At 66.6% G+C, this 12,245-nt stretch carries 14 protein-coding genes and 1 pseudogene; 5 read left to right on the top strand and 10 right to left on the bottom strand.

The genetic code is table 11. The features are described 5' to 3' along the window. From HKK74_RS39210 to HKK74_RS22645, 3 genes and pseudogenes are all read right to left on the bottom strand, one after another. Nucleotides 1-518, bottom strand: a pseudogene (locus HKK74_RS39210) (MFS transporter); the annotation flags it as partial. Then, nucleotides 518-844 (bottom strand): MFS transporter, encoded by a 327-nt coding sequence (locus HKK74_RS41975; protein ID WP_376771549.1) that lies wholly within the window; start codon nt 842-844, stop codon nt 518-520. The pseudogene HKK74_RS39210 and the gene HKK74_RS41975, both read right to left, overlap by 1 nt. 67 nt (nt 845-911) lie before the next feature. Next, nucleotides 912-1,574 carry a DsbA family oxidoreductase gene (locus HKK74_RS22645; protein ID WP_187245276.1) on the bottom strand — a complete coding sequence of 221 codons (663 nt, stop codon included), beginning with the start codon at nt 1,572-1,574 and terminating at the stop codon, nt 912-914. 104 nt (nt 1,575-1,678) lie between these two features. On the opposite strand from HKK74_RS22645, the gene HKK74_RS22640 reads away from it, so the two are divergent. The 4 genes from HKK74_RS22640 (at nt 1,679) to HKK74_RS22625 (ending at nt 3,683) form a co-directional block, all read left to right on the top strand. Continuing rightward, the gene (locus HKK74_RS22640; RefSeq protein WP_246491866.1) at nt 1,679-2,032 is read left to right on the top strand and encodes a winged helix-turn-helix transcriptional regulator; all 354 of its coding nucleotides are present in this window, start codon (nt 1,679-1,681) and stop codon (nt 2,030-2,032) included. 747 nt (nt 2,033-2,779) lie between these two features. Next, nucleotides 2,780-3,211 carry a hypothetical protein gene (locus tag HKK74_RS22635; RefSeq protein ID WP_187245274.1) on the top strand — a complete coding sequence of 144 codons (432 nt, stop codon included), beginning with the start codon at nt 2,780-2,782 and terminating at the stop codon, nt 3,209-3,211. Continuing rightward, nucleotides 3,208-3,507: a hypothetical protein gene (locus HKK74_RS22630; RefSeq protein ID WP_187245273.1), complete on the top strand. Its 300-nt coding sequence runs from the start codon at nt 3,208-3,210 to the stop codon at nt 3,505-3,507. Before HKK74_RS22635 ends, HKK74_RS22630 begins: the two co-directional genes overlap by 4 nt. Beyond that, complete coding sequence (locus HKK74_RS22625; RefSeq protein WP_187245272.1) at nt 3,504-3,683, top strand: hypothetical protein; 180 nt, start codon at nt 3,504-3,506, stop codon at nt 3,681-3,683. Before HKK74_RS22630 ends, HKK74_RS22625 begins: the two co-directional genes overlap by 4 nt. A gap of 1,022 nt (nt 3,684-4,705) precedes the next feature. Here HKK74_RS22625 and HKK74_RS22620 read toward each other — a convergent pair. Together HKK74_RS22620 and HKK74_RS22615 are read right to left on the bottom strand one after the other, a co-directional pair. Next, entirely contained in the window at nt 4,706-5,518 is an 813-nt protein-coding gene (locus HKK74_RS22620) for a hypothetical protein (protein ID WP_187245271.1), read from the bottom strand. A 140-nt stretch (nt 5,519-5,658) separates the two neighbouring features. Then, nucleotides 5,659-6,159, bottom strand: coding sequence for a transposase family protein (locus tag HKK74_RS22615; protein WP_187245270.1), 501 nt, complete (start codon nt 6,157-6,159; stop codon nt 5,659-5,661). Nucleotides 6,160-7,192: 1,033 nt separating this feature from the next. Between HKK74_RS22615 and HKK74_RS22610 the strand changes: the two genes are divergently transcribed. Continuing rightward, nucleotides 7,193-8,743 (top strand): protein kinase domain-containing protein, encoded by a 1,551-nt coding sequence (locus tag HKK74_RS22610; protein WP_187245269.1) that lies wholly within the window; start codon nt 7,193-7,195, stop codon nt 8,741-8,743. A gap of 261 nt (nt 8,744-9,004) precedes the next feature. On the opposite strand, the gene HKK74_RS22605 is transcribed toward HKK74_RS22610, so the two are convergent. From HKK74_RS22605 to HKK74_RS22585, 5 genes are all read right to left on the bottom strand, one after another. Beyond that, entirely contained in the window at nt 9,005-9,874 is an 870-nt protein-coding gene (locus HKK74_RS22605; protein WP_187245268.1) for an IS5 family transposase, read from the bottom strand. 532 nt (nt 9,875-10,406) lie between these two features. After that, nucleotides 10,407-10,829, bottom strand: a complete 423-nt coding sequence (locus HKK74_RS41005; protein ID WP_312881678.1) for an SDR family NAD(P)-dependent oxidoreductase — start codon at nt 10,827-10,829, stop codon at nt 10,407-10,409. After that, the gene (locus tag HKK74_RS41000; RefSeq protein ID WP_187245267.1) at nt 10,813-11,172 is read right to left on the bottom strand and encodes an SDR family NAD(P)-dependent oxidoreductase; all 360 of its coding nucleotides are present in this window, start codon (nt 11,170-11,172) and stop codon (nt 10,813-10,815) included. The genes HKK74_RS41005 and HKK74_RS41000 overlap by 17 nt, the downstream gene beginning before the upstream one ends. Nucleotides 11,173-11,197: 25 nt before the next feature. Continuing rightward, on the bottom strand, nt 11,198-11,638 hold the full coding sequence (locus tag HKK74_RS22590) for a MarR family winged helix-turn-helix transcriptional regulator (RefSeq protein ID WP_187245266.1): 441 nt from the start codon (nt 11,636-11,638) through the stop codon (nt 11,198-11,200). Then, entirely contained in the window at nt 11,635-12,204 is a 570-nt protein-coding gene (locus tag HKK74_RS22585; RefSeq protein ID WP_187245265.1) for an NADPH-dependent FMN reductase, read from the bottom strand. Before HKK74_RS22585 ends, HKK74_RS22590 begins: the two co-directional genes overlap by 4 nt. Nucleotides 12,205-12,245 lie beyond the last annotated feature (41 nt).

Raw genomic sequence — 12,245 nt, 5'->3', positions numbered from 1 at the left:
GGCGTCGTCCCGATGATCATGTCCATGCCCAGGGCCGACACGGGCATGAGGCCGATGAACAACAGGACGGACCCGGTCACGACGGTCGAGATCGCGGAGGTCGCGTCGACCTGGGTGAGTATCGCGAAGCCGACGGCGGCGATCGTCAGGCCCGCCGCGAAGACGTACGCGCGACGAACCTGGCCGACGAGGGCCGAGGCCACCATGATCGAGGCGGTTCCCCCGGCGACCATGGGCAGCCCCCACAGGCTCGCCTGCAAGGGCGACAATCCCAGCACCATCTGCATGTATTGCGCGATGAGGAACTGAGTTCCCAGCATGAAGACGACGGTGATTGTCAGGGTTCCCAGCGATGTGCTGAAAGCGCGGTCGGCGAACAGCCCGAGGTCGAGCAGAGGATTGGCCAGCCTCTGCTGCCGGCGGACGAATGCGGCACCGATCGCCATGCCGACCAGGATGAAAAGCACGGGCAGCCATCCGAGGCCGTCCTTGGCCGTCTCTTTGAGGCCGTAGATCATCAGTAGTATGGCGGCCAGCAACATGGCCGCGCTGGCCAAGTCCAGCCGGCCCGCGCGGGTCGCGGTATTCGGGCAACAAGCGCCGGTCCTGCTGCCAGCAGCAGCACCATCGGCGGCACGGCTACCACGAACACCGAACCCCACCAGAAGTGCTCCAGCAACACTCCACCAACCAGCGGACCGATCGCACCGCCGACCATGAAGCTGGTCGTCCATATCGTGATGGCGAGAGTGCGTTGCCGCGGGTCATGGAACATGGTGCGGATCAGGGACAGGGTGGAGGGCCCGAGTACGGCTCCGGCGACTCCCAGCAGCGCCCGAGCCACTCTCGCCACCCGGCCCTCGGAACGGCCTCTGAATTCACGGACAACTCTCCCTTCAGGGCTTCGGAGGTCAACGGACGGATCGGGTCGTGGTCTCGTGCCAGGTCTGTCGGAGCAGATCGGCGAACGCCTCGACCGGCTGAGCTCCGGAGACGCTGTACTTCCGGCCGAAGACGAAGGAGGGCACCCCGGTGATGCCGAGGCGGCGCGCACGTTCCTCATCGGAACGCACGGCGTCGGTGTAGTCCTCCCGCTCCAGCACCTCGCGTACGGCGGCGGGGTCGAGGCCCGCCTCGGCCGCCAGGCTCGCGAGAGTCTCCCTGTCCGCGAGATGGGCTCCCTCGGCGGTATATGCCCGCATCAGCCGCTCCCGGACAGGCTCACCAAGCCCGCGGTCGGCGGCGAAGTGCATCAGTCGGTGCGCGTCGAAGCTGTTGACCGGACGGGCGTCTGCCAACCGGTAGGTCAGGCCCGCCTCGGCGGCCAGCGAGGTGACCCGATCGGCCCCCTGGGCGGCCTGTAGCGGGGACAACCCCAGGTCCTGTTGCATGCGCTGGGGGATGGTCAGGTCGCTGTCGCGAGGCCCGTCCGGGTCGAGTTCGTAGCTGCGCCACCGTACCCGCACGGCCTCGCGGTGCTCGAATCCGGCGAGCGCGGCCTCGAACCGCCGCTTTCCGATGTAGCACCAGGGGCATACGAGGTCGGACCAAATATCCACAACAATCTCGGTCATGTGCTCACCCTAAGCGGGTAACTAACTTTCGGTAAGCACATACCTTGAGGTAAGCTGCTAATATGAATGTAGGACCCCAGGCCACAGGCCAGGCCCCTGACCCGTTGAGTGACGCATTCAACACCGATTGCCCCGGTCGCGCCGTATTCGACCACGTGACCAACCGCTGGGGCATGCTCATCCTCGCCGCGTTGGGCGACGGGCCCATGCGTTTCCACCAGCTACGCGACCGAATCGGCGGGATCAGCGACAAGATGCTGTCGCAGAACCTCCGCGCACTGGCCGGCGACGGCCTGATCCAGCGCGAGGTCGAACCCACCTCGCCACCCCAGGTCTTCTACACCCTCACCGCGCTTGGCCAGGAACTGGCGGCACACCTACAAGGACTGCTGGACTGGATCGCCCTCCGAACCCACGACATCGTCGCCGCGCAGCACCAACACCACAACCAAGACTGAGGCCACGATCGCGACAGCATCAAAGCCCACTTTGGAGCTGGAGACACGTTCGGAGCAGCCCCGCCCTCGTTCAACCCGAAGCCCCCAGCGAACGCTGCCCGCGTCCAAGGATCTCCGCAAGGTAGGTCCGGAATCCGCAAGGTTCGCCCGGACGAGACAACCCCTGTCCGTTCCGGCCGAAGGTCGCCGGCGGCCGACGTACTGACCTGGGGACTGCAACGTAGATCCGAACGTTGGCCCCCGCAGCTGTTCAGACTTACGTTGCATTTTCAGTGGATCATGGCCCGGTGTAGGCCTCCTGCTCACGTGGGTTGGTCGGTACGTGGCGTGCGGATTGCCAGGCAGGTGGGCGACCGCCCGATACTGCGACTCGGGCACGATCTCGTTCATCAGCGTTTCGCGCGTTCGCCCAGGTCGCTTCCGCCCGCGTTCGGCCTGACCAGGGTCCGTGACAGCCGACGCAGCGATCTGACCGAAGGAAGCGTGACCGATGCGACATACGTCATTCTTCTCCGAAGCCCCTTGGAGGAAGCAGTGATCGCAGCAGTGATCGCAGCCGTGTGCGGCCTGCTCATCGTCGGCGCTGTACTCGTCCAACGACGCCTCCGGCGCCCTCATGCGCTCCCCATGCGGCCTGTTCCCGTGCCCCCTGTCCGGCCGTCTCGAGGAGAGGCACAGGCGGAGATGGAGATCACCGCCTTCGGTGAGGAGCTCGATCGGCACACCTTCCTTCCTAACGCCCCTGGCGTGGACGAGGAGATGCTCACCGACTACACACGTGCGCTCGACGCCTACGAAGAGGCCAAACGTGAAATGGCAAGTGAGTACGGCGACCGCTCGGAACGGGCGCTGGAGGCCGTGGCCGACGGTCGCGCCGCCCTCGCCCGCCTGGACGCACGCATCGATGGTCGGCCGCTACCCCCCGTACCGACTCCCTGTTTCTTCGATTCCCGGCATGGCACCGCGACCGACGAGGTCGAATGGACCCCCGACGGCGGCGCCCCGCGCAAGGTGCCATCTGCGCCGCCGACGCCGTCCGCATCACCGAAGGCGAGTCACCGATTCGGACAGGTCGCGCTCGGCGCCCCGCCCGGTCGACTGTTCACCCGCCGTCCGCGCCCGCCCCGTCCGCCGTCACCGCGGTCTACCACGGGTCGGGTAACCGCACTCTTGTGGTGAAACGTCCCGCCGCCACGCCCGTGATCCTCACGGTCGACAGTCCCAAGACGGGAATCGATCTCTCCCGTGTCAACAACAGGATGATCGCCCAGTCCCCGGCGCTGCGTTCTCATCGCCCGGTACGCGGACGCCTCCCGCTCCCGGCCGACGGCGCCGCCAAGAGCCGTTTTCGGATTGCCACCACCGGCGCGTGGACGGTCATCGTCGAACCGCAGGACACCGCCGTCCCCTTCGTCTCCACTGTCACCGGCCGAGGCCCCGAAGTACTCGCCTACCAGGGGGCGCCTCCGTGGTGACCGTCCGGCACCGCGGCCCCGGCCGCTTCGTCCTCGCCCGGCTCAGCAACGCGCTGCGTGTGGAGGAGTCCCTGATTCAGGGGAAAGGCGATCAGGCCAGCGAGATCATCCTCAACGGCCCGTGCGTCCTGGCCGTTCACGGCATGGGAACCTGGACGTTGACCCCCACCGGCTGACCGGTATCAGACAGACCCCATCGGTCACGCTGGCGACGACGCCATCAAGCCCTGGGAGACCGCGCCTCCGGCTTGGAGGACGGACACCGACGCCGACACCGTCGAGGTGCTGGCCGCCCGCGCCATCATGTACACGCCCAAGGTCCACACCACCCCGCACAACCTGGACAAAGAGATCTCGTACCTTCATGACCGGCTCGGCTGGACCGTCGAGTTCATGCTCCACCCCGGCCGTGGCGCCGACGGCCCGGCCAGCCGAGGCCCTGAAAATGACGTCGCCTCTGCTCGCCTCGCCCGATATGGTCGCGATTTGGTCACCCGCCGGATCAACCGCGACCGAACGGCTGCGAAGCGATTCCCGTCACCGCCGGGTCGAAGTCCAGCAGCATCAGGTGGTCGCGTTCCAGCCACGACTCGTATCCGATCAGGTGTCCTCACCCGTCGCTGCCCACCAAGCCCCCGGGAGGTGCTTCTGGCCCTTGTAGGAGACGAACCGGCGGACCGGGAGAGCCTCTTCCAGCCGCACCCCCAGCGCATCGGATAGCTCGCGTCGGACTTCAACGCCATCAGGCGTCACGTACGCGTGCTCAAATCGCCAAGAACTCACCGGTCTCACCCGGCATCACCGACAAGCCAGTCACGCAGGCATCCTGCGCCGCCACCTTGATCGTTGCAGGCTTACTCCGAACCCCGCATGGCTCCCCGCAAGGTAAGTCAGGAATCCGCAAGGTTCACCCGGACGGGACACTCGATGTCCGTTCCGGCCGAAGGCTGCCAGCGCCGAGTGCGGAGAGCTGGGTGTTGGCACGTCGGGATGATCAGGAGGGTTGGCTTCTGTTCGGACTTAGGTTGCCATTTCGGTGGGCCGGGGCAGGTGCGTTGTCAACGGCCAAGTGCGTGTCGCCGCTGCTGGTGGGGCCGGAGGGAGTCGGCGGGTTCCCACGTCGACGGCCAGTTCGCATCGTCGGCGATGGCGGCCGCCTCTCGGTGGGCCGGGTGGCCGTGCTTGCGTGGCCGCTCGTTCATCTCCTCCCAGCAGGAGGCGCAGCGGACCTTGACGTTCTGCTCGAGCATCGACGGCGGCACCCACATGTAACCCGCACGGCCACGGAACGACGGCTACGGCTGGATCGTCCACGGACCTTTATGACGACGAAACTCCGGCGACCTGGAACAGCCTCGTAACGTTCCTGCAGGCGACTGTAGTCGTGGTCGGGGAAGAGCACGGGGAGCGCCTCCAGCGTGATGTCCAGCTGCTCGACCATGGACTGGAACTCCCAGTCGCCGAGGTCGACCTCGGTGAAGAGGTACTGCCAGTACGGGGCTCCCTTCATGAGGAGCAGGTTCTCCACGTAGGACTGGTAGTCGAGTTCCAGTGGCTCCAGCCTCTTGCGGTTCATGTCGTAGAACCACAGCTCCCGGCTTTGGGATTCGAAGCCGAAAGGTACCCGCAACGCGGTGAGGCGGCCCGATCCGGGTTCCTCCTCCAGCGTCTTCAGCTCCCGCCCCATCAGCTCCTGTTTCTCTGGGGGCAGCCCCTCATCCGTATAGGGCAGGCCGAAGCCGGACAGGCAGTTCCGGAGATCTTTGAGAGCGAACTCCCCGTAGAGATAGTGGTCATCGGTGTGCCATGCGACGTGGATGCGATCGGTGCTGAGCAGGTGGTCCCGGACGCCCTCGACGGCGTCGCCACCCCAGACGGAGCCGATCAGCGCGGCGTCGTCGGCCGAGAGCTCCTGGGGCGGGTCCGATCCGATCTCGCAGGTGCGCATGACGACATCCGGTGTGGAACGGAGTTCCTCGACGTGCGTGCGGACGCGGTCTTGGTAGTTCATGGTCGTGGATCCTTGCCCAGACCACCGACAGTCAACGCGCCGCCCCGCACGACATCGCCCCATCCCGACGGCCGTCTCCAGGTTTCCCCGGAGCGCGTCAGTGCAGGTCGCGGGCATATCCGTTGGATCTTCGGCGATTGCTACCGGGCCCCCGGGATGCAGAGCCACTCTTCGCGGACGTCGGCCAGTGTTGAGATCAACCATTGGAGTCCCAACTTGGCAGGGTTCGCCCGGACGGGACACCCTGTCCGTTCCGCGTGAAGGCGGCGGGCGTGGGGCCGGGTGACCTGTGGGGTGTCAGGTTGGCCGGGGTCGGCCAAGATCGGCATCGTGTTGGTGGCGGGGTAGGCGGCGGGGAACACGTGCCGACGGGCGGCTTCGATGTCCACGACACCGCCGGGTTCGCCGTCGGAGGTCCAGATGGGCAGGCCGCCGGGTTCGAACAGCGCTTGGACGTTGGCACCGAAATCGTGTGTCTTTCCTGGGTACCAGGCATCGATCGTTTCGCCCTTCACACTGACGGTTTTGATGCGGCACCGGTCGGAATCGAAGATCTTGCCGTCCAGGATCAGGTGCGGCAGCCCGTCGGCAGTGGCCCGTTCCAGCGCTCGGTGCAGGTCTGGGGCCCGGGCGGCGAGCACGTCGATGACCTCGTGGAGGTAGCGGTAGGCGGTGGCCTGAGAGATCCCGAACGCCCTGCCGTGACGGGCGATGTTCGGCCTGTCCCGGAACCACGCGATCGCGAACAGGGCCCTGAACGTAGCAGCTCAGAGCCCTGGTCTTCTTCCTGGTGCCGCGGTCCTTGCGTTCCTTGCGAAGCAGGTGGGCGACGTACCGCAGGAGTTCCAGGGAGACGTCGAGCATGGCAGGATAAGCGATCACGTGGAGCCTTTCGGCGGTGAAGACGATCTTGTGGTGAGACCTCTTCTACCGGGGGCTCCACGGCTGTTTTTGGACCCTGAATCCTGTCCGCGTGTCTACCCACCCATGCCCGTTCATATCCGAGAGAGCCTTACTGCCCGAATCCACCTTGCCGAGAAAACGTCATTAGGTAAATTTCTTTTCCGGAATGCCGGTCGGAAGGGGGGTGGGAGTCCGTTTCCGGTGGGTGAGCTGGTGCGGGCCGTCCGGGCCGAGATCCGGGCGGACCTTCGGGGGGACGGCGGGAATGCGGGGCTCGCCCTGGTCAGGGGGCAACGGGTCGGAGGGAAGGGGACGCTGCACGAATATGTCTTCGCGACGAAGCTGGAGCGAAGCCCCTTTCAGGGAACGGAAGTGTTCGTGCGGGGGCGTGGGGCGGGGAAGGAGTGGGTGGCCGGGGAAGCGGTCTGGATGCCGGGTCGGAGGATTCGGCTGACGAGCGAGGCAGATCTCGGGCAGCGTGTCGCAGAAGGTGCGGATCCGGGAGGACGAGACCGCGGGGTTGGTCTTGCTGGCGGAGAAGCTGGAGCGGATCGGCGAAGGCGATGGGGCGATCGACCTCGCCAGTGCAGGTTGGATGGTGGGTAGGGGACGGCCATCGGTCGGGCGGGGCCTGCAGTGCTGCACCGCCATCTCCCGCCTGGATAGGACACGGACGGCCTGCTTTGAGATGATTTCAACGGGGTCGATCAGACATGATTGTTCCTGGGAGAGGTGCGGATGGAGCCGCTGAGACAGGAGGGGGCGCGCCAGGTGGCCGATGCGGACGGGCGGGTGCTAGCGGGCCGGTACCGGCTGGTTCACCGGCTGGGTGCGGGCGGCTTCGGCGAGGTCTGGCGCGGCGTGGACGAGCGCCTGGAGCGCGAGGTGGCAGTGAAGGTGCTGCTGGGCGGCGCGGACGCGCAGGCCGCCCGGCTCTTCGAACGCGAAGCCAAGCTCGGCGCGAAGCTGGCGCATCCCGGGATCACCGTGGTGCACGACGTGGGGGTCGACTCCTCCTGCTGGTTCGTGGTGATGGAACTGCTCGGCGGCCGCGACCTGGCCGCGGTGCTGGAGACCAGCCCGCGGGGCCTGGAGATCACCGAGGTCGCCGAGTGGGGCGCGCAGGTGGCGGAGGCGCTGGCGGTGGCGCACGCCGCGGGCATCGTGCACCGCGACATCAAGCCCGCCAACCTGATGTTGCTGGACGGCGGACGCATCAAGGTCTGCGACTTCGGTATCGCGCGAGCCGCCGGGGCCACCGCCAGCGTGACCGCCCAGGGGTACGCCTCCCTGGCGTACGCGGCTCCCGAGCAGGTTTCGAACGAGACGGTCGACGCGCGTGCCGACCTGTATTCGCTGGGCTGCACCCTGTACCACCTGCTGACCGGGCGCCCTCCGTTCTCCGGAGATACTCCGATGGCGATTCTGGCGGGGCACCTGTCCAGGACGCCCGACCCGCCGAGCTCACTGCGCGCCGAGATCCCCTCCGTGCTCGACGAGGTTCTCCTGGAACTTCTGGCCAAGAGCCCCGCCCAGCGTCCGGATGACGCCACCGTGCTCGCCGCCCGGCTGCGCGACGCGGCTGTCGGGCAGCACCCTTCCGGCGCGCGGACACGGCGCATGGGGACGGCGAGCACGCCGGATCCCCAGGCGACGGGAGCGGTTTTTCTCGGCACCATGGACTGGAACGCCACAGCGCGGGAATTCCGCGGCCGTGACCACGAGACTTTTACCGTCGTCTTCCTGCCCGGGAAAGACACGCGCGGCGCCTCCGTCTGGGGTGACGGTATCTACGCCGACGATTCCTCGATCGGCTTGGCGGCGGTTCATGCCGGCATCATCTCCCTGAAGCAGGGGGGAACGGTCACCTTCCAAATCAGTCCTGGGCAGCAGTCGTATGCCGCGGCGAAACGTCATGGCGTCAAGACCTCCCCTTGGGGTTCCTGGGAGGGCAGCTTCGCCTTTCCCCTCCCGCAGCCGAGAGCGCACGCGACTCGACCGGTCGCGGAATCGGTTTTCCTCGGTGTCATGGAATGGGGCGCCACAGCGGCGGGCTTCTGCGGTCGTAATAACGAGATCTTCACCGTCATTCTCCCGCCTGGGGGAGACGTGCACGACGGCGATGTGTGGGGTGACGGTATCTACACCGACGATTCCTCGATCGGCTTGGCGGCGGTTCATGCCGGCATCATCTCCCTGAAGCAGGGGGGAACGGTCACCTTCCAAATCAGTCCTGGGCAGCAGTCGTATGCCGCGGCGAAACGTCATGGCGTCAAGACCTCCCCTTGGGGTTCCTGGGAGGGCAGCTTCGCGTTCCACTGATCGCCGCCGTCAGGGGCCAGCGCTGCGCTTGCCGAAAGGGGGCCGGTAGCAATCGCCGAAAATCCAACGGATATAGGCCTGGTCTGCGGCGATCCTGATTGCACGCAGGTCAGCCGGGTTGCGGCACTGTCGCCGGTTCGCAGTGAACGCGAGAATCTCGCGTTGGTTTGCGAGGCCGGGAGCGAACCCAAGGGTGTCCGAGAGTGAAGGTTCTTCGGCCAGAGTGAACCCAACGCTGGGCTTAGAGAGACCGGCAATAGATCATTTGAGGCGGCGGGTGGTGGGGCGTGTGTCCCATCGGTAGCGGGTGCGTGCTCGTTGGATGAGTTGACGCACGGTGACGAACGCGGCGGCGAGGTAGAGGTAGAAGTCGATGACCTGGCTGTTCTTGTCGGTCATTCGACGGAGCTTGCCGTACCCGTTCATCCACGAGTTCGTCCGCTCGACCACCCACCGTTTCCCGACCTGGATCGGTGACGGCACGCCCTTGCGGGCGATCTCGCCGTCCAGGCCGAGTTCGTCCAGGAGCCGCCGGGTGAGGCCGCTGTCGTAGGCGGCGTCCAGATGCGCGGTCACCTCATCAGGCATCTGCCCTCCTACCTGCGTGAACGCGGCTTCCAGGGTCGGGGACAGCAGCGGCGAGTCATGGCGGTTCGCGCCCGCCGACGCGATCCCCAGCGGAATGCCGTACCCATCGGTGGCGGTCGAGCGTTTCATCCCGCCCTTACGCCGGTCGACCGGGGACGGGCCGGCCCTGTCCCCGCCGCACGGCGCCTTCGTCATGCACCCATCGACGCTGAGGTCCGACAGCTCCAACCCGATGATCAGGTCATATGCGGCCAGCGCCACCGCATGCAGCCGCTCACCCAGCCCCAGACGGACCCATTGGGCCACCCGGCGGCGGATCGTCCGATCACTACAGCACGCGGAGGCGATCCGCTCGTACCCCGACCCGTGCACCAAAGCGTCGATGACGTGCTCGAACACCACCCGATCCGGGATCCGTTGCCGATGACAACCCCACGGATGCGACAGATCGAACCACGGCGGCTCACCGCCCCGGGCTTCGTTCAACAAGGCATGGAACTCGACCCAGATCGGCTCGAGAAGGCATGATGGGACCGCAGGCACGGAACACTCGAAGATCACAGACTGTGGTAGGTCCTTGATCATCGGCTCCGTGCCTGCAACTCGTTACGACCAGCGCCGCACGCCTCTATTGCCGGACGCTCTTAATCCGAACGTTGCAAGATCCCCTGCCACCTAAGTCCGGAACCTGCCAGGTTTACGCGGACGGGACAATCGATGTCCGTTCCGGCCGAAGGCTGCATCCGCCGACGCGCTGAACTGCGGGTTGAAGAATAGGTCCGAACGCAGACCGCTGATCTTGTCCGGACTTATTTTGCATTTTCGGTGGATCTTGAGGGCGTGGGTGGTGCGTCGCCCTGAGGGCGAGGCTGTCGAGCGGCTGGCATCTGGCGATCCATGCCTCGACGAAGTAGAGGTTGGCCGACCTGGCGAGCGCTCCGGTGCTGTGCTGCGGTTCGCCAAGTAGGTCCGAACAGCGGTGACTCGGGTTGTTCGGACCTACCTTGCATTTTCGGCGGTGGTTCGGCGAGGGGTTGAGCTTGTCCGGCGGTGGCTTGGGGATCGGTGGCCTGGGTCAGCTTGGGCTGAGGAAGTGGCCGTCGGTCCTGATGGCTTCACCGGTGGTGTTGGTGTTAGCGGTCGAGCATAGGAAGACGATCATTCGGGCGACGTAGTCGGGGTGGGTGACTCTGCGGGTCGCGGCGGCGGTGCTGGCCTTGTCGATGAGTTCGGGCGGCATGGGTTTGTCTGCGGGGGTGAAGCCGGGCATGACGACGTTGGTGAGGATGCCGGAGGCGGCCAGTTCCCGGGACATGGCGCGGGTGAGGCCGTGCAGTCCCGCCTTGGCGGCGACGTAGGAGGCGTTGCCGGGAAAGCCGTCCTCGACCAGGCCAGTGGAGACGTTGACGATGCGGCCCCGCGGCCGCGCATGTCGGCGACGACTGCGCGGGTGAGCAGGTAGGGGCCGATGAGGTTGGCGGTCACCGAGGTGGTGAATCGTTCGGGCGGCGCGGTTTCGAACAGCTCGTCGGGCTTGGGCCAGTCCGGCCAGCGGACGGCGTTGTTGACCAGGACGTCGATCGGCCGAGTTCTTTGCGGGCGTGCTCGACCGCCGCCTCCAGCGAGTCGGACCGGCCGAGGTCGAGCTGCCAGCGAATCGCGCGAGCGCCGCGCTGTTCGGCCAGGGCGACCGTTTCGGCGGCGGCATTGGCATTGGAGTGGTAGCCGACGGCGATCTGTGCCTTTTCCTCGGCGAAGGCCAATGCGGTAGCTCTGCCGATCGCCGTGCTCGCGCCGGTCACCAGCACGACTTTTCCTGCCAGGCCAAGGTCCATGTTCATCTCTTGATGGTCCGTGTCGGTGGGGTCATTCGAGGTTGTCGCGGACGGTGGTCAGCAGGCGGATGAGCTGCCGGGCCTCGTCGTCGGTGAGCCCGGCGGTGGCCTGACCGTCCACTTCCGCCCATGCGGCCGTGACGGCGTCCACGACGGCCTCGCCGCGTTCAGTCAGCCGCAGGCGGGTCACGCGGCGGTCGCCGGGGTCGGTGGTGCGCTGGACGAACCCGGTCCGTTCCATCCGGGTGAGCGCTTTGGCGATGGTGGGCTGTTCGATGCCGATCCGGTGGACGAGTTCCGCCTGGGTCGTGTCGGGGTTGTGGTGGATGTCGACGATGAGGAGTTCTTGGCCCAGGTACAGGCCGAGCTGTGCCATCCGGCGTTGCAGCTCGGCACGGTGCGCCTTAGTGGCCTGGGCGAGCGCGTAACCGACCGGCCCCTTGCCGGCGGCGATCTGACGCCCAGTGGTCACGCCGGGACCACCTGCCGATCGGCATGGATCTGGGTGAGGACGCGCTGCCACAGTTCGGCGATTTCGCGTCGCGGGTCCTCGCCCACCAGGACGCCGCGGTCGTCGATATGGCGAAGGGCGTAGCCGACCGCCACGTCCAGGTCGGACAAGACCTCGGCACCGGACCGCCGGAGCAGGTCGCCGAGCTGCAGTTGGGCGAACGCGCCGCCGAACCGGTTCGGTGAGGCGCTCATCAGCACAACGGGCTTGCCGGCGAGAGGACGAGGCGGCGCGAGGATCCCCAACCAGTCGACGATGTCCTTCAGGTTGCCGGGGATGCTCCGGTTCAGCTCCGGTGTCACCAGCAGGAGCACATCAGCCGCCGCGACCCGGTCCCGCAAGGCCGCGACGACCGCCGGGAACGGACGCCCCCGGGTCGCGTCAACGCGAGGAACCTCCGCGTTACCGTCCCATACCTCCACCTGGAAGGGGTCACCGGCCAACTCCTGCGCGGCCAGCATCAGCGCCCGGTTCAGGGACCCGGCCCGCACGCTTCCGCAGATCGCGAATACATCGATTAGTTCCATAGCCGGACATCTTATAGCCGAGCATGTAACTTGACGAACAG

Source organism: Actinomadura alba (assembly GCF_014323705.1).
GTDB lineage: Bacteria > Actinomycetota > Actinomycetes > Streptosporangiales > Streptosporangiaceae > Actinomadura_C > Actinomadura_C alba.
Note: the sequence above shows the minus strand (reverse complement) of the source record. Positions and strands in the feature narration are given on the sequence as shown.